Consider the following 24609-nt stretch of genomic DNA (forward strand, 5'->3'; position numbering starts at 1 on the left):
CATGTTGCTGTGCATAACATTCCCCGTTGCCAGTGGCAACGCCCGGGCACGTATACTGCGCCCATGGAATACGACGACTCCGATTCACAGCTCATGACCACGGTGCTGGCGCTGGTCCGCGAGGCGCCGGCTGGCCAGACCGAGCACGCCCTGATCGTTCGCCTGCGCGACGAGGGTGTTGCTCCGTTCGCGGGCGCCGATCTGGCGGAACCCATGGACCTGTTCCGCACCCATTTCATCCTCTTCCACAGCCTGTACCGGCTACGCGCGCAGCTGGCGGCGGAAGGTGAATGGCTGCGGATCCACTGCCTGGATATCGGTATCGATGATGCGTCGGCCGGGAGCGAGTCGGCGTCCGGCCAGGCCGTGGTTGCCGGCGATTCGCTGCGGGACTACTACATGGACCTGGACAACCTGGACACCATGGACCGGGCGACGGTGGAGGCGATGCTGAGTGGATTCTGGCGCCGGCTGGATGCCGGGGAGCGGCGCCACGAGGCGCTTGAGCTGCTCGGCCTGGACGAGCCTGCGGGCGTGGAGGAGGTCACTCGCCGGTACCGTCAGCTTGCTCAGCAGCATCACCCCGACAAGGGCGGCGATACGGACACCCTGCAGCGCCTCAACGAGGCGCGCATGCTGTTGATCACCAGTGTGTAAGCCGAACGCGGGGCAGAAGTGCGACGACGTGTCGACCATCGTTGACGGTGACGCCGCCTGGCAGGGCATGGTCCATCTCTACGGGCTGCCGGGCATGATGGAGGCCTGCCTCGGATTGCAGGACGAGGCGGGAGTCAGCGTGAGTGCCATGCTGACGCTGGTGTGGAGTGCACGGGCCGGACATGGTCCGGTCACGAGCGAGGCCGCGGCAGCGATTGCCGCCGTTGGCGAAGCGCTGGAACGGGACGTGTTGCGCCCCTACCGGCAGGCGCGCAATGGGTTGCGGGGCCTCGCGCGGCAGGACGATGCCGCCGCCGCCCTCCGGCGGGATCTTCTCACCCAGGAACTGGCTCTGGAGCGGTTCGTCCAGCGGCGGGTGGTGCATCTCCTCCAGCCCGCCGACGCCCGCGGCGCTCCGGATGGAGCCGACCGGGACTGCCGTATGGCCGTGGCGCGGTATCTGGCCGCGATCCCTGTTCACGACAGCCGCGAGCTGCGGGCCGGCCTGCGGCAATTCTTCCTGGCGCTGGGTGATACGGCGCCGGACCGGGCCGTGAGCGAAGTAATCGGGGTCGGGTCAACCGGTTGAGATGTGCCTTGGTGGACCTGAAGGTCCACCCTACGATTACCGTGACAACGCCGTCTTTCGGGCCACCGGAACACGTAGGAGCGAGCAGGGTGGACCTTCAGGTCCACCATCCCCACCCGGCTGCCCGGTCCCATGGCATACCACACACAAAAAAGGCCGCCCGGAGGCGGCCTTCTCATCGGTACGACCCGGTCCGGATCAGAGATCCTTGACGGTAGATGCCATCTGGCTGGCCACTTTCTGCGCGTCGCCGAAGACCATCTTGGTCTTGTCGCCGTAGAAGAGGTGGTTCTCCACGCCGGAGAAGCCAGTGCCCTTGCCGCGCTTGATGACCAGTACCTGCTCGGCATCTTCCACATCCAGGATGGGCATGCCGTAGATCGGGCTGGACTCGTCGGTCTTGGCGGCCGGGTTGACCACGTCGTTGGCGCCGATGACGAGGACCACATCGGTGAGCTTGAAGTCCTCGTTGATCTCTTCCATGTCGTAGATCATGTCGTACGGCACGCCGGCTTCGGCGAGCAGCACGTTCATGTGGCCCGGCATGCGGCCGGCCACCGGGTGGATCGCGAACTTTACGTCCACGCCGCGGCTCTGCAGCCCCTGGACCATCTCCCAGATCTTGTGCTGCGCCTGACCCACGGCCATGCCGTAGCCGGGCACGATGACGACACTGTCGGAGTAGGCCATGGTGTACGCGGCATCTTCCGCGCCCATTTCCGTCATCTCGCCTTCGGGGCCGTCCCCGCCAGTCGCCTGAGTGCCGAAGCCGCTGAACAGCACGTTGGAGATCGGCCGGTTCATGGCCTTGGCCATCAGGTGCGTGAGCAGCATGCCCGCAGCACCCACCAGCGTACCGGCGATGATCAGCGCGGCATTGCCGAGCACGAAGCCCTTGAAGCCGACCGCCAGTCCGGTCAGGGCGTTGAACAGCGAGATCACCACCGGCATGTCGGCACCGCCGATGGGCACCGTCATGAACACGCCGAACACCAGCGCCAGGGCGAAGAACACCACAATGGAGGTCATGCCGCCGCTGAACAGCACCCAGATCCCGGCCAGCACCATGGCCGCGAACAGGACGATGTTCACGATCTGCTGGGCGGGCATCAGGCTGTTGCGCTGCATGCGGCCGTCAAGCTTGGCCCATGCGACCAGGGAGCCCGAGAACGCCACGGTGCCGATGAGGCCACCAAGGACCGCCAGCACGGCGATGTCGGCGCCCATCTGCTGATGGATGACACTGTCACCCGACTCCACCAGCTTGCGCTGCGCTTCCATCAGCGCCACGGCACCGATGGCACCGGCCGAGCCGCCGCCCATGCCGTTGTACAGCGCCACCATCTGCGGCATCTCGGTCATCTGCACCCGCTTGGCGGTCACCCATGCCAGCGAGCTGCCGATGGCGAGGGCGATGAAGATGAGCAGATAGTTGGAGAAGCCCTGGATGTCGCCGTGGAACAGCGTGACGACGACCGCCAGCACCATGCCGACGCCGGCCCACATGACGCCCTTGCGCGCCGTCTTCGGCGAACTCATGGCCTTGAGCCCGACGATGAACAGGACGGCAGCCAGGAAATAACTCAGTTGAATCAACGTTTCCATTCCCCTGCCCCCTTAGCCTTCGCTCTTGCTGCTCTTGAACATCTCGAGCATGCGTTCGGTGACCACGTAACCGCCGACGGCGTTACCGGCACCCAGCAGCACGGCGATGAAGCCGATCAGCTGTTCCATGGGTGTGGCGGCGTGCCCCAGCACGATCATTGCGCCGACGACGACGATGCCGTGGATGAAGTTGGAGCCGGACATCAGCGGCGTGTGCAGGATGACCGGTACGCGGGAAATCACTTCATAGCCCGCCACCGCGGACAGCATGAAGATGTAGAGTGCAGTGAAACCCTCGATCATGACTTCTTGCCTCCTTCCAGGCGGTCACGGGTGGGACCGTGCTTGATTTCGCCGTCGTGGGTCAGGCAGCTGTCCGTCTGCACCTGATCGTTCCAGTCCAGAGCCAGTTCGCCATCCTTTACGATCAGCGCCAGGAAGTTGTACAGGTTGCGCGAGTACATCTCGCTGGCGTGTTGGCACAGCGCACTGGCCGTGTTCTTGGGCCCGTAGACGATGACACCGTTGTGGTCCACTTCCTTGCCGGCCTTGGTCACTTCGCAGTTGCCGCCGGTCTCCGCCGCCAGATCGATAATGACGGCACCGCGCTTCATGCGCTCCACGGTGGCCTTGTCGATGAGCTTCGGGGCGGGCTTGCCGGGGATCGCGGCCGTGGTGATCACGGCGTCGGCCTTGGCCACGTGGTCGGCGAGCACATCCGCCTGCTGCTGCTTCTCCTCATCGGTGAGCTCGCGGGCGTAGCCGCCTTCACCTTCCGCCGAGACGCCGGTCTTGATGAACTTGCCGCCCAGCGACTCCACCTGCTCCTTGGTGGCGGACCGCACGTCGTAGGCCTCGACCACTGCGCCCAGCCGCTTGGCCGTGGCAATGGCCTGGAGGCCGGCGACGCCGGCGCCAATGACAACCACGGTGGACGGCCGGATGGTACCGGCGGCCGTGGTGAGCATCGGAAACAGCTTCGGCATCATGTTCGCGGCCAGCAGCACCGACTTGTAGCCGACGATGGAGGCCTGGGATGACAGTGCGTCGATGGACTGGGCCCGGGTGATGCGCGGCACCAGCTCCATGGAGAAGCTCGTGACCTTGTTCTTCGTGAACGTCTTGATGCGGGTGTCACCCTCGTGCGGGGCCATGAAGCCCATCACGATGCTGCCTTGCTTGAGCTTGCCGGCCTCTTCGACGGTCGGTGGCTGTACCTTCAGGGTGACGTCGGCGTCCTTGTAGAGTTCGTCCGCCGACTCGACGATCCTGACGCCCTCATAGGCGTCATCGTTGAAGCCGCTCTCCTTGCCGGCGCCGGACTCCATCAGAATCTCAACGCCGAGCTTGTCGAGCTGCTTGATTACGCTCGGCACAAGGGCCACCCGACGTTCGCCCGTCTGGGTTTCCTTGGGCACGGCTACACGTATTGCCATGATGTATGTCTCCCGTCTTTCCAACAGGGTTGGTCCGTGAAGTTTGCTGCGGCAGGCCCTTCCCGCTGCTCCGGGAGAACCGGAGCTGTCAACGGAAATCACTCGTCTGGCGAGCTCTCGGGACGGGCCGCCTCCCCCCAACTACCGCAGTCCCGGACAAAAAAGCGCGGTCGGATAAACCGGCCGCGCTGGCCTCGAAAGAATAACGCATGTCACAGCGCATTTGAAGGAACTGGCCTGCAGGGCCGCGACAGATCGCCGCTTCCAGGCCGCTCGCGAACACCGATCCGGGGGCCGTTACCAGCTGTATTTATTTGCCTTTTGCCGCCAGTTCTGTGATATATGAGAAGTGGCTGACCGGTCGCTTCACGGGAGCGCGTGGCATGCTAGACCTGAGTAATCAGATTCTGCGGACGGATGTCTCCGGCATGCCGCTCGAGTGGATTACCTATCAGGAAGCGGCACGCCTGTACTACATGGAGCAGGTGGTCTACAGCTGCGGGCGCCTGCTGTACACCGTGCGGGGTGGCTTCAACGCGGCCACGGGGCGGCGCAGCGTGCTCGAACTCAACTCCATCATCGCCACCAACGGCACCGTCCAGGCTACCCTCAAGGGGCATGCCGGCTATACCCCGCCGCTGGACAACAAGGCGCTGTTCCGGCGCGATGACTACCTGTGCATGTACTGCGGCGCTCATTTCCCGACCACCGGGTTGTCCCGCGACCACGTCACGCCCATCAGCCAGTCCGGCCATGACGTCTGGACCAATGTCGTCACCGCCTGCAAGCGCTGTAACAACGACAAGGCGGGGCGGACGCCGGAGCAGGCCAGGATGCAGCTCCTGGCGGTGCCCTTCAAACCCACGCACGCCGAATACATCTATCTGAAGGGGCGCCGTATCCTCGCCGACCAGATGGAGTTCCTGCGTGCGCACTTCCCGCGGACGAGCCCGCTGCGCAACCGAACGGTCAGGAGCGAGGCGGGGGTTGACCTTCCCGCGTCATCGGACTAGCGTTGAGACATGATGAACCTGAACGCGAGCCTGCTACGACTGCGACTGCTTCGCCCGGCCTCCTGAGAGAGAGCCGGGGTCAGCCGATTTCGTTCCGCTTCGCAGCAAGGTTGTTCATCATGTCCTCTTCCAGTTGTCACCGCAGCACTCGCCATATCGGGCGGCATATGCCGCATTCCCCGGTTTTCTGTGCACTATTGCTGGCGCTACTGCGACTGCCCCGCGGTCATCGGGCGGTGCAGCGTGCGGGAGCCATTGCCGGCTTGCCAGCCCTCGCCCTGCCCGGTGGCCGTGACGCATGCATGCGCGCTGACGTGACAGGCAACGGATTTCCCAGGGGTGAACAACCATGTTGAAGCAACCAGACACCAAGTACCGAAGTTTCCCGCAGGTCGGGCTCAAGGACCGAACCTGGCCCGACCATGTGATCGACAAGGCACCCGCGTGGTGCAGCGTGGACCTGCGCGACGGCAACCAGGCCCTGATCGAGCCCATGGACGGCGAGCGCAAGCGCCGCATGTTCCATGCGCTGCTCGACATCGGCTTCAAGGAGATCGAAGTCGGCTTTCCGGCGGCATCGCAGACCGACTACGACTTCTGCCGGATGCTCATCGAAGAGAACCTGATTCCTGATGACGTCTACATCCAGGTGCTGACCCAGGCGCGCCCGGAACTCATCGAGCGGACGTTCGAAGCGGTGCGCGGTGCGCCGAACGTGATCCTCCACCTGTACAACTCCACCTCCACCGTGCAGCGCCGTGTCGTGTTCGGCATGGAGCGCGACGGCATTACCGAACTGGCCGTGGAAGGCGCGAAGCAGGTGCAGGCGCTGGCGGCGCAGCAGCCGGAGACCCGCTGGCTGTTCCAGTACTCGCCGGAGAGCTTCACCCAGACGGAGCTGGATTACGCCCTCGAGATCGTCGATGCGGTCAACGCGGTTTGGCAGCCCACGCCGGAGAAGCCGGTCATCATCAACCTTCCGGCCACCGTGGAGGTGTCGACGCCCAACATCCACGCCGACCAGATCGAATGGTTCGCCCGCAACGTGCAGCGCCGCGACGGCATCATCCTCTCCGTGCATCCGCACAACGACCGCGGCACCGCCGTTGCGGCGGCCGAGCTGGCCGTGATGGCCGGGGCCGACCGGGTCGAGGGCACGTTGTTCGGTAACGGCGAGCGCACCGGCAATGTCGACCTGGTCACCCTGGCCATGAACCTCTACACCCAGGGCGTCCACCCGGAGCTGTACTTCGGTGACATCAACGAAGTCGTGCGCCTGGCGGAGTACTGCAATCAGCTGCCCATCCATCCTCGGCACCCCTATGCCGGCGAGCTGGTATTCACGGCGTTTTCCGGTTCGCACCAGGATGCCATCAAGAAGGGGTTCGCGGCCCAGGCGAGGGGCGGCACCTGGGAGGTGCCCTATCTGCCCATCGACCCGAAGGACGTCGGCCGCAGCTACGAGGCGGTCATCCGCATCAACAGTCAGTCGGGCAAGGGCGGCATCAGCTACCTCATGGAGCGCGACTACGGCATGACCATGCCGCGCCGGCTGCAGATCGAGTTCAGTCACGTGATCCAGAAGGTCACCGACGACACCGGGCGCGAACTTACCGCACCGGAGATCTGGGAGGCATTCCGGCAGGAGTACATGGACGTGACCCGCCCGTTCGAGCTGGTGGACTACCGCGAAGGCACCGACGCCGAAGGCAACGACAAGCTCACCGCCACCATCCGTGACAACGGTGAGGAGCGGATCATCGCCGCTCAGGGCAACGGCCCCATCGACGCCTTCGTGGCGGCGCTGTCGAAGCACACGGGCGTGGAACTGCAGGTGGCAGACTACACCGAGCACGCCACCAACGCCGGCGCCAACGCCCAGGCGGTGGCCTACGTGGAGATGCGCGGCCCGGACGGCAGCAGCCTGTTCGGCGTGGCCCGGCACGGCAACATTGTCACCGCCTCGCTGCATGCCCTGCTCAACGCCGTAAACCGTCTGGCCGGGCGCAGCGTGCTGGACGATGCCGGCGACGAAGAGCTCAAGGCGGCGCGCAAGGAGACGACGGCCTGAGCCGGTGACGGTGATCGATCAGGGGTGGTGGGGCGTGGATGGTGGACCTGAAGGTCCACCCTACGGGTACCCCGGCCACGCTCAGCGCGTAGCCGTAGGGTGGACGTTCACGTCCACCGTCCCGCCGACCCAACGATCCACCACCCCATGGGTGCTAAACTCCCCGCCATGCAACTCCTCTACCTGATCGACGCCAGCGTCTACATCTTCCGGGCCTGGTTCTCCATTGACGAGAGCCTGGTGGACGACGCCGGGGATCCGGCCAACGCGGTCTACGGCTACGGCAATTTCCTGCTGGACCTGCTCCAGGACGCGACGCCCGAACACGCCCTGGCCGCCTTCGACGAGAGCCTCACCACCTGCTTCCGCAACGACGCCTACCCCGCTTACAAGGCCAATCGGCCCGAGGCGCCCGCGGACCTCAAGCGCCAGATTGCCATCTGCCAGCAGCTCACGCGCGCTCTGGGTGTGACCGCGCTCAGCAGTGACCGCTACGAGGCCGATGATCTTATCGGCACCGTAGCCCACCGGTTCCGGGACGACGGCTTCAGCATGCGCTACCTGACCACCGACAAGGACTACGCCCAGCTCCTGGAGTCGGGTGACCGGCTAGTGGACGCCAGCGGCCGGCGGACCATGGATTGCCACGGCGTCGCCGACGCGCTCGGCGTGCGCGCTGACCAGGTGCCGGATCTGCTGGGCCTTGCCGGCGACAGTGTCGACAACATCCCCGGCATCCCCGGTGTCGGGCCGAAGACGGCACAGGTTCTGCTGGCGCACCTGGGTGATCTGGAGGGCATTTATGCGCGGCTGGACGCTGTCCCGCAGTTGCCCCTGCGTGGTGCCGCACGGGTGCGCCGGCTGCTGGAGGAGCACCGGGAGATGGCATTCCTGTCGCGGGAGCTGGCGACCATCCGGCGGGACGCGCCGCTGGACCCGGTTCACGACACCATCCGGGTGGCGGCCTCCGACCCGGAGGCGCTGGCCGCCCTGCCGCTCCCCGAGCGCGTGCGCCGGCGTGCGGCACTTCGCATCGACAACGGAGAAGCGCATGCCCTGGTCGGCAATTGACGACGCCATCGCCGGCGCCACCGGCACTGCATACGCCACGCGTCACCGGGCGCCGGTGGGGGGTGGAAGCATCAACGCGGCCTACCGTCTCGAAGGGGGCGGCGGCGCCTGGTTCGTGAAGCTCAACCACGCCGGTGCGCTGGCGATGTTCGAGGCCGAGGCCGAGGGGCTTCAGGAACTGGCCGCCGCCGGTGCGATCCGTGTGCCGCGCCCGTTGACCTGGGGCGAGGCCGGCGGCCGCAGCTACCTGGTGATGGAATGGTTGACGCTCCACGGGCGTGGCGACAACGCCGCTCTGGGCGAGTCGCTGGCACACATGCACCGGACAACCGCGGAGCGCCACGGCTGGCACCGGGACAACACCATCGGCTCCACCGAGCAGATCAACACCCCGGACAGCGACTGGGTCCACTTCTACACGCAGCGGCGTCTCCGGTTCCAGTTACAGCTGGCGGCGGACAACGGCCGCGGCGGCGCCCTGCAGCGGGACGGGGAGCGGCTGTGCGAGCGGGCGGGGGCCTTGTTCAGCGATTACAGGCCGCCGCCGTCGCTGCTCCATGGTGATCTGTGGTCCGGCAATATCGCCTTCGATGATGCCCGTCAGCCGGTGCTGTACGACCCGGCGGTCTACTACGGCGACCGGGAGACGGATCTGGCCATGTCGGAGCTGTTCGGGCGCCTGCCCGATGTGGCCTACGACGCTTACAACGCCGTGTGGCCCGTGGACGCCGGCTACCCGGTCAGGCGCGACCTCTACCAGCTCTACCACGTGCTCAACCACCTGAACCTGTTCGGGGGCATGTACGCCAGCCAGGCCGAACACCTGATCGGTCGGCTGCTCGCAGAGGTGTGATGGGCCTTCCGCCGGTTCCGTGCCGGGGAAGGTGGACCTGAAGGTCCACCCTACGGTGAGTGCGCCGACCGCGGCCGTATGGTCGTAGGGTGAACCTTCAGGTCCACCTTCCAGGACGCAGGCAACGAGGCCGTATGTCGTAGGGTGGACCTTCAGGTCCACCATTCAAGGTGCAGGCTACCAGTCGAAATCGTCGTCGAGATCGTCGAAGAAATCCGCCTCCGGCGGTTCCCCGTCCCAGATGAGGTTGTCCCGGTACTGGCGGTAGGCGGAGCGGGTGAAGTCGTACTCGTCCAGCGCCGCTTCGCTGCGGAACCGCGCCGCCTGATCCAGGCGGGCGCGGGTGTTCACCAGGTCCAGCGCATACAGCGGCAGGGTAATCACCCAGCCCGCGTAAGTGACCGGGTTCGTGGCCAGGGAGACGGGGATATCGTTGACGTCCCGGGTGGTGTTGGGGCCGTATGCCGGCAGCACCAGATAGGCCCCCTCCGGCGTGCCCCAGACGGCCAGAGTCTGCCCGAAGTCCTCGTTGTTTTGTTCCATGCCCAGGGCGGTCGCCACGTCGAACAGCCCCGCCAGGCCGATGGTGCTGTTGATCAGAAAGCGCCCGGTGTCCCGCGCGCCGTCCCCCGGCTTGCCCTGCAGTACATTGTTCAGCGCGTTGCCCGGCTCGCCCATGTTGTTGAAGAAGTTGGTGACGCCGGTACGCACGAACCGCGGTGTGATGAATACGTAACCATCGGCCAGCGGTTTGGCAACAAAGCGGTCGAGCTGCTCGTTGAAGGCGTAGATCTTGCGGTTGGTCGGCTCGATGGGATCCCACGCCTCCGGTTCCGGCGGCGGTGGCTCGGAACTGGCGCAGCCGCTCGCCAGTGCCAGCGTGAGCAGGGCCAGTGCAATGGCGCGTGCCAGCCGCCGGAAGCGGGTCACCGTGTTCGTGTCCATGGTGTGTCCTCGTCGCTCGCCATCGGGTCGGACCGGTGGCGGGGCGGTGCCGGGAGGCCGTTGGCCGCCCAGCGGAATGCGGCCGTGAGCAGGCGGTCGTCGATGACCGTCAGGTTGCAGCCCACGATCACCCCGCGCAGGCGGGCGCGCGAGAGCTTGATCTGCTGCGCATTGGTGAAACCCGGCCGCCGGTGGATCGCCTTGAGTGTATAGAGTGCCATACCGATCGCCCAGGCGCAGAATCGCCTTATTCCGCGGTGCCGTGGCGGGATGCCCCGGGTGTACCGGAGCGCCTCGCGCAGGTGGCCGTGGGCCATGACCGTCAGCTCGCGCATGCCGGCCTGGAAGGCCTCGGAGTCATGCCAGGCGGCGTCGGGGTCCAGCGCGCAGCCGTGGCGGTTGAACACGTCCCGGGGCAGCCAGCAAACGCCCCGCTGCCGGTCATCCCAGACATCCTTGAGGATGTTGGTCATCTGCAGCCCGAGGCCGAACGCCACGGCACGCCGACGCATCGCATCCTGGTCGTCGGCAATGGCCGGGACCTGCAGGGCGAAGAGGTCGGTCAGCATCTCCCCGACCACGCCCGCCACACAGTAGCAGTACTCGCGGAAGGCAGGCAGATCCTGCAGGCCAGCGGGTGACTTGTGGTATGCGAACCGCGCCATGCCGTCCGCCATGATGGCCAGGCACCGTTGCACGGGCATGCGCTGCTCGCCAGGGAGTTCCCGGAACACACGGAATACCCGCTCTGCCCCCGCCACCAGCTCCCGCTCGGCGTCCGAGGCATCGGTGATGGCGGGGGCGAGACGGGCCCCGAACGTATCGCCGGCGCCTGGTGTTTCCAGCGCCGCCACCAGCTCCTGCAGGTGCTCGCGCTTGGCGTCCGGGTCCAGGCTGGCGGCGTCTTCGATGGTGTCGGCCAGGCGGCAGAGCAGGTACGCGTTGCCGATGGCGGGCCGCAGTGGCGCCGGAAGCTGCGGAATGGTCAGGGCGAACGTCCGCGACACACCGTCCAGCATGCGCTCCTGGAACGCCGCGTCGCGGGTCCGCTCCTCGGCCGTCATTGCTGATCGGCATCCACGTCGGCGAGGAACCGAAGCACCCGGGCGTTGAACGCCCGCGGCTGTTCCAGTGGCAGCATGTGCGCCGTGCGCGGCATCAGTTCCAGTTCCGCATCGGGCAGGTGCGTGGCCAGATAGCGGGCATTATCCGGCGGCCAGACGCGGTCGTCCTCGCCGTGCACCACCAAGCAGGGCACCTTGACCTGATCCAGCCGCGGGCTGTTCAGAGTGTGCGTGCCGGCCGAGTCCAGCTGGGCGTGATAGGCGTGCGGCGGCTGCGGCTCGCGCGCCTGGAACTGGAGGATACGGTCGGCCAGGTCGGGGATGCGCTGCAGGTAATCGGGATGGTAGAAGGTCGCGTTCATGCGCTCGACAATCGTGCGCTCGTCCGTGGTGGCCCGGTCCAGTTCAAGGACCTCCCAGATGTGCCGCTCCGGCGGCACATAGGCCGGGTCGGCCGGGCCAACGCCCGTTGCCACCAGGGTCATGCTGCGCACCCGTTGCGGATGGAGGTGGTAGTACTCCTGGACGATGAGGCCGCCCATGGAGACGCCCACCAGGTGGGCGCTGTCGATGTCGGCCGCGTTGAGCACCGCGTCGAGGTCGGCGGCAAACCCGGCCATGGTGTAGGGCCCGGTTGGCATGTCGGACCGGCCGACGCCGCGGTTGTCGGGGAGGACCGTCCGGTGGCGACGGGCGAAGTCCGGTAGCTGCAGGCCCCAGGCCCGTCCGCTGCCGCCCAGCCCCATGAGCAGCACCACCGGCGTCCCTTCGCCGTGGATTTCGTAGTAGAGGCGAACCCCCTCGTTTGTGACTTCAGCCATGCACCACTCCCGCAAACGCAAGCGGGCAGTATAGCGGCTGAGTCAATTGTCGCCGAGGGGCCGGGCGGCGTCGTGGCGGTCATCGTGCCGCAGGATCTGCACCAGTTGCAGCGGGTCGGTATCGCTGCCGCCATTCTGCGCAATCATGGAGATCTGGATGTGGACCTGCACCGGCTCGCCCGCGCATCCCGTCAGCCGGACCGTGCACGCCGAGCTGTCCTCCTGGCGTGCGCCGGCGAGGCGCGGCTCCAGTTCGGCCTGATCATCGGGGTGGATCAGCTCCAGGATCGGCTGGTCGTCCAGGGCGTTGGCGCTGCAGTCCAGCAGCGTCCGCAGGGCCCCGTTGGTGCGCTGCACTCGTGCCTGGGGCCCGGACAGCAGCGCCATGGCGACGGCGGCCTCATCGAACACAGCGCGGAACCGGCGCTCGCTGGCGCGCAGCGCGGCTTCGGCCACCTTGCGCGGAGTGATGTCCTGCGCCTGCTTGAGCAGATACCGGGGCTGCCCGTCCGGGTCGCGCACCACCGATGTGCTGGTCAGCGCCCAGGCGATGCCGCCATCCCGGTGGCACAGCCGCTGTTCCAGAGGGGCCGGGGGCCGATGCCCGTCGAGGATCAGCTTGTTGGCGCGGTAGTTCGCCTCGCGGTCGTCGGGGTGGAGGAGTTCGTTGGCGGGCATCGCCAGCAGCGTCTCGTGGTCGTAGCCGGTCAGGTGGCATAGCGCTTCGTTGGCGCGCAGAAACTTGCCATCGGTGCGGATGAGCGCCATCCCGACCGCCACGTCGTCGAAGGCGCTGCGGAAGCGGGCCTCGCCCTCCTGGCGCTCCGAGGCATCGGTCATCACCACCACGGCGCCGGTGACCCGGTCGTTATCGACGATGGGCGCGGCGGTATAGTCGGCAACGAAGATGGAGCCGTCTCCGCGCCGGAACAGGGCGTGTTCGTCCTGGCGGACCTGGCGTTCCTCCATGCAGGCGTGAATCGGCCACACCTCGGGTTCGTCGTGAACGCCGGCGTCGAGCAGATCGAACAGAACCTGGCCCTCGATGGTGACGGGCTCCCGGCTCAGCAGCAGGCAGCCGGCTTTGTTGGCGAAGACCACCCGGCCGTTGGTGTCCAGGCCGAATATTGCCTCGGCCGCGGCGTTCAGGATGAGATCATGGCGGCGGTTGACCTGCTCCAGGGCGTGTTCCACTGCCTTCTGTTCACTGATGTCCCGGATCTGGCTGGCCACGCAGGTGAGCCGCCCCTGGTCGTCCCGGATCAGGCTGCCCGTGACCAGGACCCAGATCACGCGTCCGGTCTTGTGCAGGTAGCGCTTCTGCACCTGGAACGTGTCCTGGGACGCCGCGCCGATCTGGTCGAGCTGTTCCCGGGTGGCGTGCTGGTCGGCCGGATGGGTGAGGTCGCGGTAGCCCATCTCCAGCAGCTCGTTCTGCGCGTAGCCAAGCAGATCACAGAGGGCCTGGTTGACGTAGAGGCAGTCACCGGTGCGAGGGTCGAACACGGCCATGCCCACCGCCGCCTTCTGGACGATCGCCTCGTAGGGGAGCGCGTGGCCGACCTGGGGGCTGGGGGCCGGGGGCGCCTTGCCCGAGGGCCGCGCCGCCAGCAGCAGATTGCCGGCAGCGTCGCGCCGGGCAGGGGCGAGCCGCAGGTGGGTCGCTTCCATCCAGTGCAGGGCACCGGCGGCATCGCGCAGCGGATAGGTGGCCGACACCGGGTCGCTGTTGAGCCGGGGTGTCTCGATGGCCCGGGTTAGCTCCTCCCGGTGCTCTTCGATTACGAACTCCTCCAGCGGCCGCCCGATCATCGCGGTGGGGGCGTGGCCCAGCAGCGACTCCCAGGAGGCCGACAGCTCCAGAATGGTGCCATCCGGCGCCAGTCGCGCAAACAGCTCCGATGCGCGCTCCGCCATGAAACGCTTGTAGCGTTCGGTCTCCTGCAGGGTCGCGGCCTCGCGCGATAGGGTGTTCCGTGCGGCCGTCAGCTCCTGCTGCAGGCTGGTGGAGCGTTGCTCACTGCCCATGAGCTGGCCGGAGAGCAACTGTCGCAGATGGTTCTCCCGACTCACCAGTCGCGCCGCGAGCCCGCTGAGGCCGACTCCGGCGAACAGCAGCATCAGCGCGTGCGCCGGGATCCAGCCACCACCGCCCACGGGCGTGGCATAGATTGTCCACTGGCGCCCGGCTACCTCGAGACTTCTGCGCTCATGGCGTCCATCCTCGAGCTGCTCGGGCCTGGTGTGCTCGGCCACGCCGTCACCGTTACCCGGCCCATGCAGCTGCAGTGGTGCTCCGCCCCCGGTGCGTTCGAACACGTGTAGCGCGACAGGGTAGTCGCGCCGAGCGTTGGCAGCGGCGCGGTCCAGCCGGATTGCCAGCGCGACCACGCCGGCCTCCTCTCCCTCCCGGCGAACCGGGTTGAACGCAATGAAGCCGGGCACTGGCTCGCCGTTGACGTGGAAAAGCACGACGCCCTGCGTGCCGGTCATGGTGCGGTTCTCGAGCGCGGTGTCCAGGGTGCGTAGGTGGGAGAGATTGTCGGCAGGCTCGGCGCGCAGAACACGGTGGGCGACAACACCGCCGCCGGAGCTGGCGAGCAGCGGGATGATCCGCAGTTCGTCGCTGTCATTCTCGGGCTCCATCCACGCCAGAAACTTGAGCCCGTTGTCGGTGGTGGGTCGTCGGGTTTCCTCGTAGCGCTCGGGGTCGATCTCCGCTCCGGCCTCGATGAGTGCGCCCAGGTTGTGCGCGCGCTCCAGGTGCCTGTCCATCGTCTGACCGAAGGTGTCCAGGGTCTGCTCCGCGTGCTCGCGGAAAATCTCCGCCCGGTGCTGCGCATTCTGCGCGATCAGTGTCGCCGTGGCGGCGATGGTCAGGCACAGGCCGCTGACGCCCACCCAGAACGCGCGTCCGGGGCGCCATCGCCGACGTTGCGTGGCGCCTGGGGATGGCCGCGCGCCGTGATGCGTTCCGAGATGGTCGTTCATTGCTCCCGGCTCCCCGGAGCGGACTGAGCCATCCCCTGGTGTGGGTGGTGCACGCGCTGATCCGGTTCGATCCTGTCCATGGAATCACAGGGGCCCCTCTCAGGCCCTTCCCTGTTGCTAGCTGTTGTTGTCGGCCGCCACCGAGGCGGTCAGGTCGGGGCGCGAATCCGCCGCGAACTCGAAAGCATCGCGGAAGAAGTGCTGCTCGTCGATCCCGTGACGGGCGAAGTCCCTCTGCGCTGCCGCGATCATGGCGGGTGGCCCGCTCATGTAGACGGCATACCTGCTCAGGTCAGGATAGTCCTGAAGGAGCATGTTGTGGACCAGCCCGATGCGGCCGTCCCAGTCGTCCTCCGGCTGCGGCTCGGACAGGCACGGCGTGTACTGAAGCGGTTCGTGGTCCCGTGCCCATGCCTGCAGCTGTTCGTCCGCATACAGATCCTGCCGCGAACGCACGCCCCAGAACAAGTGGACCGGACGCTGGTCACCTGTGTGAATCAGGTGCGCCAGCATACTCATCAAAGGGGCGATGCCGGTGCTGCCGGCAATCATGAGGATTGGCCGGTGGTCCTCCTCGCGGATGTGAAAGGTGCCGAACGGCCCCTCGATGCGCAGCAGTGCCTTCTCCTGCATGGCGTGGAACACCTGCTCGCTGAACTCGCCGCCCTCGATGTGGCGGACCTGCAGCGCGAGCAGATCGTCGTCGTGGGGGGCGTTCGCCAGGGAGTAACTGCGCCGTCGCCCGTCGCGGAGGAGGATGTCCACGTACTGGCCCGGCAGAAAGGCGAGGCGTTCGCTGTCCGGCAGCTTCAGGTGCAGGCCCATGACGTCCGGCGCCAGGCGTTCCATGTGCGCGACCCGGCAGCGCATCTTGCGCGGCGGGATGTCGGCCGCCTCCCGGACTTCGCGGACCTCGATCACCAGATCGCTGGTGGGCCGGGCCATGCAGAACAGCGCCTGACCAACGGCCAGCTCCTTCTCGTCCAGGCTCTCCGGCGGCTCGCCTCCCGGGTAGGTGACGGCACCCTCGACAACCTTGCCCATGCAGGTACAGCAGGTGCCGCTGCGGCAGCTGTAAGGTATGACCAGCCCGTGCCGTAGCGCCGCGTCGAGAACGGACTGTTCCGGCTCCACGGTGAAGGTGTGGCCACTGGGTTCGATGGTGACGGTGTAACTCATGTCATTTCCCTGCCTCGCCCCATCATTGTGACGCAATGCGGCATGAGCGCAAACGGTCAGCCGGCACCAGGCACCCGGTGCCGGCTAATATTCCGACGCCTGTAACACCCCGTGAGTTCCCTGCCGCGTGCCCGGCCTAGCAGAGCAGGCACGAGCCTGCGGCAAGTATAGGCTTGCCGTCAGTCGATACCCAGCTCGTCCCAGCGCTCGTCCACCCGGCGCTTGATCTCCGGGTCCATGGTGATGGGCCGGCCCCATTCCCGGTCGGTCTCGCCCTTCCACTTGTTGGTGGCGTCGAAGCCGATCTTCGAGCCGAGCCCGGAGACCGGCGAGGCGAAGTCCAGGTAGTCGATGGGCGAGTTGTCGATGAAGGTGCTGTCGCGCTGCGGGTCCATGCGCGTGGTCATGGCCCAGATCACGTCGTTCCAGTCCCGGGCGTTGACGTCGTCATCCGTGACAATGACGAACTTGGTGTACATGAACTGCCGCAGGAACGACCACACCCCCAGCATCACGCGCTTGGCGTGGCCCGGGTACTGCTTCTTCATGGTCACCACCGCCATGCGATAGGAGCAGCCTTCCGGCGGCAGGTAGAAATCCACGATCTCCGGGAACTGTTTCTGCAGGATCGGCACGAACACCTCGTTCAGTGCCACCCCGAGCACCGCCGGCTCATCCGGCGGCCGGCCCGTGTAGGTGCTGTGATAGACCGGGTTGCTGCGGTGGGTGATGCGCTCGATGGTGAATACCGGGAAGCGGTCCACCTCGTTGTAGTAGCCGGTGTGATCGCCGAACGGGCCTTCATCCGCCCAATCGTCCGGGTAAATGTGGCCTTCAAGCACGATCTCCGCCGAAGCGGGCACCTGCAGGTCGGAGCCGATGCACTTGCCCAGCTCGGTCTTGCTGCCGCGGAGCAGCCCCGCGAAGGCGTATTCGGAGAGGGTGTCCGGCACGGGGGTGACGGCGCCCAGGATCGTCGCCGGGTCCGCGCCCAGGGCCACGGCAATGGGGAACGGCTCGCCGGGGTGTTCCTGCTGCCATTCCTGGAAATCCAGCGCGCCGCCCCGGTGGCCGAGCCAGCGCATGATCACCCGGTTGCGGCCGATCACCTGCTGGCGGTAGATGCCCAGGTTCTGCCGCTCCTTGTGCGGGCCACGGGTGACCACCAGCGCCCAGGTGATCAGCGGGCCGGCGTCGCCGGGCCAGCAGGTCCAGATGGGCAGGCGGGAGAGGTCGACATCGTCGCCCTCGATCACGTGCTCCTGGCACTCCGGCCGCCGCACCGTCTTCGGCCCCATGTTCAGCACCTGCTTGAAGATGGGGAGCTGCTTCCAGGCGTCCTTCATGCCCTTGGGCGGGTCGGGCTCCTTGAGAAAGGCCAGCAGCTTGCCGATTTCGCGCAGGGCTTCGGTGCCGTCCGCGCCCATGCCCAGCGCCACGCGATATGGCGTGCCGAACAGGTTGCCCAGCACGGGGATGTCCGACCCCACGGGGTTCTCGAACAACAGCGCCGGCCCGCCCTTGCGCAGGGTGCGGTCGCAGATCTCGGTCATCTCCAGATTCGGGTCCACCGGCGCGGAGATGCGCTTGAGCTCCCCGTCGCGCTCCAGGCGGTCCATGAAATCGCGCAGATCCCGGTACTGCAGGCTGGCCATGGCTGACGCTCCCGTTGGCTGGTGTACGTGCGGTTGTGTGCGGGGATCATCGCACACAACCGGGGCTGGATGGGATGGAGCATTGACAGCAATGTTATAACATTGCTTATACGGTTTCTGGACCGGTTGACCCTGTCAGTACGGGGCAGTAGCTTTGCCGTTTCGCTCTCGGGTGCCTTCAGGCCGTTCCGGCCGGGAAGGTGAAACGGGAACCCGGTGAGGCATGGGCAACGCGCCCCGTGCCAAGTCCGGGACTGCCCCCGCAACGGTGAGCGTGTTGCAGCGGACCATCCCCGCCACTGTGGCTGAAGCCACGGGAAGGCGGTCCGCTCGGATGCTGCGGCATCCACACGCGAGTCCGGAGACCGGCCCGAGAGTCAGCCCCGGCGTTCCCTGTGATCGCCGGGCCTTGTCCTGGTGGTACGTGGGGTGCCTCCGGCGAAGTATGTCCTGAACCGCAACTGGTCGTCCGAGAAGGCTGCCAGCCCGTCACACGGGACGTGGTCGGCGCATGCCTTGCTGTCCTCCCTGAAAACACCGGGATTCCCTGCAGCCAAGGAGAGAGCAGATGGATAGGGTATCCCCTCTTGATACGCAGCAACGTGCATCCGGCGTACGGATGCGTCACGGGTTGGTGGCAGCCGCGCTGCTCACGGCCACCCCTCTGGCCCACGCCGGCGGCCACCAGTCGCTGGCACCGCTCACAGTGACGCCGGAGACTACCGCGCCGTCAGGCCCGCTGGCCCTGGACCAGCCCACGAGCACGGGCAGCCGCCTCGGGCTCACCCTGGAAGAGCTCCCCGCCAGCGCCACGGTCATCGACAGCGACACCCAACGGCAGCGCGGCGTGCGCACCAGCCGCGAGGCGGTGGAAGCGGCTCCGGGGTTTACCGCCGGTGAACCACCCGGCTCGCCGGGGTCGTTCTCAAGCCGCGGTTTCACGGGTGGCGACATCGTCGTGCTCCACGACGGCATCCGCGAACCCGGCATGTCCGCCAGCACCGACAACGTCTGGCTCTACGACCGCGTCGAGGTCCTGCGCGGCCCTGCTTCCGTGCTCCACGGGGAGGGCGCCATCGCCGGTGCGATCAACTACGTGCCGCGCCAGCCGAACCCGGAGCAGCACGAGGGTGATCTGCTGCTCTCCGCCGGCTCGTTCGGGCGCACCTGGGTTGCCGCCGGCGCCGGTGGGCCTACTGATCTGGACGGGCTCTCCTACCGGGTGGACGCCAGCCGCCTCACGTCCGATGGCGACATCGACCGCTCCGGCACCCGCCACGACAGCCTTGCCGGCAGTCTGCGCTATGACGCCAGCGACCGCTTGCGCTTTACCGTATCGGCCCAGGCGGAATGGGACGACACCGAGCCCTATTTCGGCACCCCCGTGATCGATGGCGGCATCGACGACCGCACCGTGGGCAACAACTACAATGTCGCCGACGCGGAGATGACCATGGAGGGCTACTGGCTGCGGTTCGATACCGAGTTCGCGGCCACAGAGCGCCTGCGCTTGCGCAACCGCACCTACGGCCACACCGGCGAGCGCACCTGGAAAAACGTGGAGAGCTACAGCTACGACCCCGAGGAGGACGTGATCGAGCGCAGCGTGCCGATCGGGATCGTCCACGAGCAGGACCTGATCGGTAACCGCCTGGAGGCCGTTCACGATCACACACTCTTCGGGTTGCCGCATCGGGTGACCGTCGGCACCGACATCAGCCGCACCCAGTTCCGCCATGTGAACGACTCGCCCTACGTGGGCGACGACACCGTCGACGTCGACAATCCCGACCCGGGCCTCTATTCCTCCTTTTCCGACACACCGATGCAGCCAAGCGTCCGCACCGACAACGACCGCATTGCCCTGTTCGGCGAAAACCGCCTGAGCGTTGGCGGCGGGCTGCATCTCATCGGCGGCCTGCGCACCGAACAGATCCGCCTGCACGGCCGCGATCTCCGGGAAGGCACCAGTGACCGCGAGCGCTATACCCCTACCACGGGGCGACTGGGGGCAGTCTGGGAGCTACCGGCCGGCTGGACCGCCTACGCCCAGTACGCCACCGGCGCCAAACCGGTCAGCACCCCGGTCACCCACTCCCCGGCACGGGAGAGCCAGCGGCTCGAGCGCTCCCGGGCCGCCGAGGTGGGGTTGCGGCACCGCGCCTGGAACGACCGCCTGGAGTGGACCCTGACTGCCTACGACATTGCCAAGCGCAACCTCAGTGTTCAGGATCCGGAGAACCCCGACGAGAACCGCCAGATCGGCCGTCAGGAGTCCCAGGGGCTGGAGCTGACCATGGCCGTGCGCCCCTGGGATCGCTGGAAGTTCGAGGCCGACGGCACCGTGCTGAACGCCGAGTACGCGGACTATCAGAGTGGGGACGAGCGTTTCGACGGCAACACGCCCCCGAACGTGCCCGAGCGGCTGGCCAACCTGCGCGCCCACTGGTACGCCACCGACCGTCTCACCCTGCAGACCGATCTGCGCTACGTCGGCCCGCGCCAGGGGGATGACGCCAACACGGTGGACGTGCCGTCGTACACGCTGTTGGGCGCCGCCGCCACGTGGCAGTTCCGCTCCGCTGAGGTGACCCTGCGCGGCCGCAACCTCACCGACGAGCAGCACGTCACCTGGAGTTCGTTCAATGGCAGCCAGTGGCTGCTGGGTGAGTCCCGCAGTGTCGATCTCACCCTGAGCACGCACTTCTGATGGCGTTCAAGCGGCAGATCTACCTCTGGCACCGGTATCTGGGCATCGCCCTGTGCCTGCTCATCGCCATGTGGTTCGCCTCCGGCATCGTGCTCATGTACGTGGGCTACCCGTCGCTGGACGACGAGGCCCGCCTGGCCGGGTTGCCCACCCTGGAGGCCGACGCCGGGCTGGCTCCGCCCGCAGCCGTGATGGAACGCTACGGCGACGTGGACGCCCTGCGCCTCAACGCCGCGCCCGGCCGGCCGGCGTATCACTTCCGACAGGGCGGTGAATGGCAAAGCGTCGATGCCGCCACCGGCGAGCCCCTGACCCTGGATGCCATGGAGCTCGCCGGCGCTGCCCGCCGCCATGCGGGCGCCGAGGCGGTGGCCCTGGAGCCGGTGGAAGTGGATCAGTGGACGGTCTCCGGCCGCTTCAACGCCCATCGGCCCCTGGTGCGAGCCCGCATGGAGGACGATGCCGGCTCCTGGCTTTACCTGTCGTCGAGCACTGGCGAGGTGGTACAGGCCACCACGCGCTTCGAGCGGGGCTGGAACTGGGTGGGTGCCGTGGTGCACTGGATCTACCCGTGGCAGCTCCGCCAGCACCCCGAGCTGTGGCGGCAGGTGGTGATCTGGCTGTCCGTGCCCGCCATCGCCCTGATCCTCTCCGGCACCGTGGTGGGCTTTTGGCGGCTGCGGGTCCGGCGGCGCTACAAGGGCGGCCGCATGACGCCCTACCAGGGATGGCACCGCTGGCACCACATTCTCGGCATCGCCTGCGTGGTGTTCGTGTTCACCTTCATGTTGAGCGGCCTGCTCTCCATGAACCCGGGGCGCGTGTTCACCCCACCGGCCCCGGATGCAGGACAGACCGACGCATGGGCGGACGGCCCCCTGATCACCGAGGCTGCCGTCTCACCGGCCGCGCTGCTCGCGGCAGCGCCCTATGGCGTGCGTGAGCTGGAATGGGATCGCCAGGCCGGTGCCGCGCTCGTCCACCTCCACGGCGCCCATACCAGCCACGTGCGCCAGGCGGACGGCAGCCCCTTCGAGCCGGACGCCGACACCCTGATCGCCCGCGCCGAAGAGCTGGTCAACGAGGGCAGTATCACCGAGGCCACCCGGCTCACGGACTACGACCACTACTACTATGCCCGCCGCAACGACCGGCCGCTGCCCGTGCTTCGCCTGCGCTACGACGACGCCGCCGGCACCACCCTCTACATCAACCCGGAGACAGCCACTATAGAGTCGCGCATCGACCACAGCGGACGCTGGCGGCGCTGGCTGTACAATGGCCTCCACAGCCTGGACTTCCCGGTGCTGTGGGAGCGCCGGCCGCTGTGGGACGTGGTGGTGCTGGGCCTGTCCCTGGCAGGGCTGGCGTTCAGCCTGACCGGCGCGGTGATCGGGTGGAAGCGGCTTGTGGGCCGCGTCCGGGTGAAACGACGACACTGAGGTGAGACCAGTCCATGCGGGCGATTCCCTGGCGGCACGTGGAGCCGCTGACCCTGACGCTCTGGTGCGCCCTGCTGGCCGTGGCGGGCTCGCTGTTCACCCAGTGGCCGCTGCGCCTGGACGGCCTGCCGGCAGCCGGGCGGCCCGCGCTCATGGCCCTGGCGCTGGTGGTGTTCATCGCCGCGCTGCTGCGCCCGTGGGAGAAGGGATTCGCCGAACGCTGGTCGATCTACCGCCTCGGCCCACCTCGCGCCAGCGCCGGCGGATTCATCCTGCTGCTGATCGCCATCCCCGTGCTCAACTATGGCAGCATCGCCCTGTACACGGCCCTCGCGGAGCCGGAGCAGGTGTGGGTGCCGGTGCTGGAAGGGGTCATGGGCGAGCCCGGCGGCCTCTGGATGCTGCTGATCCTGCTCCTCCTCGCCGCCCCGCTCATCGAAGAGCTGCTGGTGCGCGGGCGCTTGCAATACCAGGTGGGCCGGCGCTGGGGCGTGCCCGCCGCCATCGCCATCTCCGCCACCGTGTTCGCATGGCTGCACGGCCTGCCGCAACTGGTACCCGTCTATGTCGCCTTCGGCGTGCTCCTGGGCGTGGCCGTGTGGCTCACCGGCAGTGTATGGACGGGCGTGATCATCCACGCGCTGCACAACGGCGCCACGTTCGGGCTGTTTCTTCTGGCGGCGTCCATGGACGTGGCCCCGGCCGAGACCACAGACGCCGCAGCGGACACCGCCGCCCTCCTGCAGGCCGGCGGTTCGGCCCTGCTCCTGGGCGCGGCCCTCCTGGCGCTGGCACTGCGCATCGGCCACTGGCCCGGCCGCCACAGCGGCGGCCCCGTTCGCTGGGGGCCACTGCTGTGGATCGGGCCGCCGCTGGTGGCACTGAATGCGGCGCCGTTGATTACTGGGTGAAACATCCTACGAGTACAGACGAAGCCAGCGAGGCTTGGGGTTGGCTCCGAAAAGCCTTGTTGGCAACCACCGCTCTTTTGGGTAATTTCTGCATTGAGCGGTGCCAGAAGGGCCCGCCAAGGATGATCCCCCCTCTATGGAAGGAGAGACTAATGGGCAAAGAAGCCGTCGTTGATGTCATCAACGCTTTGTACAAAGGCGCAGGAATCCACAAGAGGTATTCCGGCGAGGTCAATGAGCAGGTTGCCCGGGTTTTGGGCAAGATGCTCGAGGAAATACGCGGCTGTTCAGACGCCTTTTCCTGGATCCCCCGGCCAACTGGCGGACGAGCCACCATCTCCTGGATCGCTCGGAATTTCGCGAGGAGCACGATAGATCGCCTGAGAGCGAGCCAATCCCTCACCTGTGCTAGGGCGGTGATCTATAAGTGGGACCGTAAGCTTGATATGGCAGGGAGGGGGATCCTGTGACAAGGACAGTCCGGACGCTTCTTGTACTCTGCGCGCTGGCAATCCATCCCCTCGCACAGGCTACACCACCGGCCGAGTCGTGGCCGTCGACCAAATGCAGTAACGGTGACTACTGGCTTGCGTTCGCCGAAGTTGAGATGTGCTTTGAGCGGTCAGATATCCGCCGACTCGAACACAGCAACCTCCCGAGCCCAACGGTGACCATGCAGCTCCATGACGGAGAGCAGACCACCGATCTCACCTTCTCCCGACTAGATGACCAGATGCTGACCGGGGGGCTGCATGAACACCTGGGGAAGAGCGTCTCGGAAACGTTCGAGCTGCTCCGCCAGAGCAATGGTGGCGAGAAGCACGACCTGGCCCGAGAGGTGATGGACGTCGACCAGAACGCCACCGTGCGCGTCTACGGAAACGGCCAATCAAAAGCCTACGCCCTGCTCCGTGAAAGCGGCAAGTACAGCTCCATCTTCATGCTGCACAAGGACCGAGAAGGCGGCATCAAGATTGGTGGGGAGTTCGACCAGCACCTGGCTGAACGCCTGCTTTCTGCAATGCGCCCGTAATCCAGCCAAGCCGGCCCGCACGCTAAATGCCTCGGGCCGGCCGACGCTTCGCTCCAGAACACCCGTTTGGCAGCCGATACGATTTCCGGTAGCGTCTCCGTTAAGCGCCGCCGGATAGGCCCAGCCATGGACAGTAACAACGAGAGTGAAACGGGGCGCGGTATTGCCATTCCTGACCCCTGTATCTGAGTTCCAGAGACCCAACCGCTCAAATGCCCGCCTGGTGTCGGCCAGGCGCCCGTCGGATGTGACGTGTTGATGCGCGTCAGAGCCCGCCATTCCGGCGCCTCTGGTTGTGTGGCCGCAGGTTATACGTCAGTAATGACGCGATGTAACACGTGTGTATCGAGGTCTACTTCTAGTTGGGCAGTATGAACGACGACGACCGGACTAACGAGATCGGGCTAGCACGATTCGCCCGCGAGTATTACGACTCGTAAGCGCCCGGTGATGACCGTCTTGCAGTAAGGGGTTGGGGTGTTCAGCGGTTGATTTCGTCGGTGAACTCGCCGTGTTCCATTGCCGCCTCGATGGCCGCGTCAAGCCGCAGGAGGGTCTCAGCG

20 protein-coding genes and 1 riboswitch are annotated in these 24609 nt (G+C 66.7%); of the genes, 11 read left to right on the forward strand and 9 right to left on the reverse strand.

Annotated features, from left to right (window positions below; genetic code table 11):
• Window positions 1-63 precede the first annotated feature (63 nt).
• Both ACNSTU_RS15270 and ACNSTU_RS15275 read left to right on the forward strand, forming a co-directional pair.
• A complete protein-coding gene (locus ACNSTU_RS15270; protein ID WP_418212571.1) occupies window positions 64-657 on the forward strand; it encodes a DNA-J related domain-containing protein in 594 nt (197 codons plus the stop codon).
• 28 nt (window positions 658-685) lie between these two features.
• Window positions 686-1246: a TIGR02444 family protein gene (locus ACNSTU_RS15275; protein ID WP_418212572.1), complete on the forward strand. Its 561-nt coding sequence runs from the start codon at window positions 686-688 to the stop codon at window positions 1244-1246.
• 198 nt (window positions 1247-1444) lie between these two features.
• Here ACNSTU_RS15275 and ACNSTU_RS15280 read toward each other — a convergent pair whose 3' ends face one another.
• Genes ACNSTU_RS15280 through ACNSTU_RS15290 form a run of 3 tightly spaced genes read right to left on the reverse strand, consistent with a single transcriptional unit; the run spans window position 1445 to window position 4287 of the window.
• Window positions 1445-2851 carry an NAD(P)(+) transhydrogenase (Re/Si-specific) subunit beta gene (locus ACNSTU_RS15280; protein ID WP_290634838.1) on the reverse strand — a complete coding sequence of 469 codons (1407 nt, stop codon included), beginning with the start codon at window positions 2849-2851 and terminating at the stop codon, window positions 1445-1447.
• A gap of 12 nt (window positions 2852-2863) precedes the next feature.
• On the reverse strand, window positions 2864-3154 hold the full coding sequence (locus ACNSTU_RS15285) for an NAD(P) transhydrogenase subunit alpha (protein WP_091643174.1): 291 nt from the start codon (window positions 3152-3154) through the stop codon (window positions 2864-2866).
• Window positions 3151-4287 (reverse strand): Re/Si-specific NAD(P)(+) transhydrogenase subunit alpha, encoded by a 1137-nt coding sequence (locus tag ACNSTU_RS15290; protein WP_290634834.1) that lies wholly within the window; start codon window positions 4285-4287, stop codon window positions 3151-3153. The genes ACNSTU_RS15285 and ACNSTU_RS15290 overlap by 4 nt, the downstream gene beginning before the upstream one ends.
• A 383-nt stretch (window positions 4288-4670) precedes the next feature.
• On the opposite strand from ACNSTU_RS15290, the gene ACNSTU_RS15295 reads away from it, so the two are divergent.
• From ACNSTU_RS15295 to ACNSTU_RS15310, 4 genes are all read left to right on the forward strand, one after another.
• Window positions 4671-5300: an HNH endonuclease gene (locus ACNSTU_RS15295; RefSeq protein ID WP_418212573.1), complete on the forward strand. Its 630-nt coding sequence runs from the start codon at window positions 4671-4673 to the stop codon at window positions 5298-5300.
• A 352-nt stretch (window positions 5301-5652) separates the two neighbouring features.
• Window positions 5653-7371, forward strand: coding sequence for a 2-isopropylmalate synthase (leuA, locus tag ACNSTU_RS15300; protein ID WP_418212575.1), 1719 nt, complete (start codon window positions 5653-5655; stop codon window positions 7369-7371).
• A gap of 147 nt (window positions 7372-7518) precedes the next feature.
• On the forward strand, window positions 7519-8442 hold the full coding sequence (locus ACNSTU_RS15305) for a 5'-3' exonuclease (RefSeq protein WP_290634828.1): 924 nt from the start codon (window positions 7519-7521) through the stop codon (window positions 8440-8442).
• Window positions 8423-9295: a fructosamine kinase family protein gene (locus ACNSTU_RS15310; protein ID WP_290634826.1), complete on the forward strand. Its 873-nt coding sequence runs from the start codon at window positions 8423-8425 to the stop codon at window positions 9293-9295. The genes ACNSTU_RS15305 and ACNSTU_RS15310 overlap by 20 nt, the downstream gene beginning before the upstream one ends.
• Before the next feature lie 177 nt (window positions 9296-9472).
• Here ACNSTU_RS15310 and ACNSTU_RS15315 read toward each other — a convergent pair whose 3' ends face one another.
• The 6 genes from ACNSTU_RS15315 to ubiD all read right to left on the reverse strand — a co-directional run bounded on the left by ACNSTU_RS15315 (window position 9473) and on the right by ubiD (window position 17941).
• Window positions 9473-10240 (reverse strand): VacJ family lipoprotein, encoded by a 768-nt coding sequence (locus ACNSTU_RS15315; protein WP_290634824.1) that lies wholly within the window; start codon window positions 10238-10240, stop codon window positions 9473-9475.
• Window positions 10222-11304 carry a phytoene/squalene synthase family protein gene (locus ACNSTU_RS15320; protein WP_290634822.1) on the reverse strand — a complete coding sequence of 361 codons (1083 nt, stop codon included), beginning with the start codon at window positions 11302-11304 and terminating at the stop codon, window positions 10222-10224. Before ACNSTU_RS15320 ends, ACNSTU_RS15315 begins: the two co-directional genes overlap by 19 nt.
• Window positions 11301-12125 (reverse strand): alpha/beta fold hydrolase, encoded by an 825-nt coding sequence (locus ACNSTU_RS15325; protein ID WP_290634820.1) that lies wholly within the window; start codon window positions 12123-12125, stop codon window positions 11301-11303. The genes ACNSTU_RS15320 and ACNSTU_RS15325 overlap by 4 nt, the downstream gene beginning before the upstream one ends.
• Before the next feature lie 42 nt (window positions 12126-12167).
• The gene (locus ACNSTU_RS15330; protein WP_290637969.1) at window positions 12168-15116 is read right to left on the reverse strand and encodes a PAS domain S-box protein; all 2949 of its coding nucleotides are present in this window, start codon (window positions 15114-15116) and stop codon (window positions 12168-12170) included.
• A gap of 117 nt (window positions 15117-15233) precedes the next feature.
• A complete protein-coding gene (locus tag ACNSTU_RS15335; RefSeq protein WP_290634816.1) occupies window positions 15234-16295 on the reverse strand; it encodes a CDP-6-deoxy-delta-3,4-glucoseen reductase in 1062 nt (353 codons plus the stop codon).
• 179 nt (window positions 16296-16474) lie between these two features.
• Window positions 16475-17941: a 4-hydroxy-3-polyprenylbenzoate decarboxylase gene (gene ubiD / locus ACNSTU_RS15340; protein WP_290634840.1), complete on the reverse strand. Its 1467-nt coding sequence runs from the start codon at window positions 17939-17941 to the stop codon at window positions 16475-16477.
• 162 nt (window positions 17942-18103) lie between these two features.
• Window positions 18104-18339: riboswitch (cobalamin riboswitch) on the forward strand.
• Window positions 18340-18518: 179 nt separating this feature from the next.
• On the opposite strand from ubiD, the gene ACNSTU_RS15345 reads away from it, so the two are divergent.
• The 5 genes from ACNSTU_RS15345 to ACNSTU_RS15365 all read left to right on the forward strand — a co-directional run bounded on the left by ACNSTU_RS15345 (window position 18519) and on the right by ACNSTU_RS15365 (window position 24046).
• Entirely contained in the window at window positions 18519-20660 is a 2142-nt protein-coding gene (locus ACNSTU_RS15345; RefSeq protein WP_290634814.1) for a TonB-dependent receptor, read from the forward strand.
• The gene (locus tag ACNSTU_RS15350) at window positions 20660-22102 is read left to right on the forward strand and encodes a PepSY domain-containing protein (RefSeq protein ID WP_418212574.1); all 1443 of its coding nucleotides are present in this window, start codon (window positions 20660-20662) and stop codon (window positions 22100-22102) included. Before ACNSTU_RS15345 ends, ACNSTU_RS15350 begins: the two co-directional genes overlap by 1 nt.
• Window positions 22103-22116: 14 nt before the next feature.
• Window positions 22117-23013: a CPBP family intramembrane glutamic endopeptidase gene (locus tag ACNSTU_RS15355; RefSeq protein ID WP_290634811.1), complete on the forward strand. Its 897-nt coding sequence runs from the start codon at window positions 22117-22119 to the stop codon at window positions 23011-23013.
• Window positions 23014-23165: 152 nt separating this feature from the next.
• On the forward strand, window positions 23166-23483 hold the full coding sequence (locus ACNSTU_RS15360; protein ID WP_290634809.1) for a hypothetical protein: 318 nt from the start codon (window positions 23166-23168) through the stop codon (window positions 23481-23483).
• 197 nt (window positions 23484-23680) lie between these two features.
• Complete coding sequence (locus ACNSTU_RS15365; RefSeq protein WP_290634807.1) at window positions 23681-24046, forward strand: hypothetical protein; 366 nt, start codon at window positions 23681-23683, stop codon at window positions 24044-24046.
• The last annotated feature ends 563 nt before the right edge of the window (window positions 24047-24609 follow it).

The sequence above is a fragment of the Aquisalimonas sp. APHAB1-3 genome, from assembly GCF_048323695.1.
In the GTDB taxonomy this organism is placed as follows: Bacteria; Pseudomonadota; Gammaproteobacteria; order Nitrococcales; family Aquisalimonadaceae; genus Aquisalimonas.

What these genes read in the sequence shown, in the direction of transcription:
- ACNSTU_RS15270 (WP_418212571.1), top strand. Translation starts at nt 64, where the DNA reads ATGGAATACGACGACTCCGATTCACAGCTCATGACCACGGTGCTGGCG.
- ACNSTU_RS15280 (WP_290634838.1), bottom strand. Translation starts at nt 2,851, where the DNA reads ATGGAAACGTTGATTCAACTGAGTTATTTCCTGGCTGCCGTCCTGTTC.
- ACNSTU_RS15285 (WP_091643174.1), bottom strand. Translation starts at nt 3,154, where the DNA reads ATGATCGAGGGTTTCACTGCACTCTACATCTTCATGCTGTCCGCGGTG.
- ACNSTU_RS15290 (WP_290634834.1), bottom strand. Translation starts at nt 4,287, where the DNA reads ATGGCAATACGTGTAGCCGTGCCCAAGGAAACCCAGACGGGCGAACGT.
- ACNSTU_RS15295 (WP_418212573.1), top strand. Translation starts at nt 4,671, where the DNA reads ATGCTAGACCTGAGTAATCAGATTCTGCGGACGGATGTCTCCGGCATG.
- ACNSTU_RS15305 (WP_290634828.1), top strand. Translation starts at nt 7,519, where the DNA reads ATGGGTGCTAAACTCCCCGCCATGCAACTCCTCTACCTGATCGACGCC.
- ACNSTU_RS15310 (WP_290634826.1), top strand. Translation starts at nt 8,423, where the DNA reads ATGCCCTGGTCGGCAATTGACGACGCCATCGCCGGCGCCACCGGCACT.
- ACNSTU_RS15315 (WP_290634824.1), bottom strand. Translation starts at nt 10,240, where the DNA reads ATGGACACGAACACGGTGACCCGCTTCCGGCGGCTGGCACGCGCCATT.
- ACNSTU_RS15320 (WP_290634822.1), bottom strand. Translation starts at nt 11,304, where the DNA reads ATGACGGCCGAGGAGCGGACCCGCGACGCGGCGTTCCAGGAGCGCATG.
- ACNSTU_RS15325 (WP_290634820.1), bottom strand. Translation starts at nt 12,125, where the DNA reads ATGGCTGAAGTCACAAACGAGGGGGTTCGCCTCTACTACGAAATCCAC.
- ACNSTU_RS15330 (WP_290637969.1), bottom strand. Translation starts at nt 15,116, where the DNA reads ATGAACGACCATCTCGGAACGCATCACGGCGCGCGGCCATCCCCAGGC.
- ACNSTU_RS15335 (WP_290634816.1), bottom strand. Translation starts at nt 16,295, where the DNA reads ATGAGTTACACCGTCACCATCGAACCCAGTGGCCACACCTTCACCGTG.
- ACNSTU_RS15345 (WP_290634814.1), top strand. Translation starts at nt 18,519, where the DNA reads ATGGATAGGGTATCCCCTCTTGATACGCAGCAACGTGCATCCGGCGTA.
- ACNSTU_RS15350 (WP_418212574.1), top strand. Translation starts at nt 20,660, where the DNA reads ATGGCGTTCAAGCGGCAGATCTACCTCTGGCACCGGTATCTGGGCATC.
- ACNSTU_RS15355 (WP_290634811.1), top strand. Translation starts at nt 22,117, where the DNA reads ATGCGGGCGATTCCCTGGCGGCACGTGGAGCCGCTGACCCTGACGCTC.
- ACNSTU_RS15360 (WP_290634809.1), top strand. Translation starts at nt 23,166, where the DNA reads ATGGGCAAAGAAGCCGTCGTTGATGTCATCAACGCTTTGTACAAAGGC.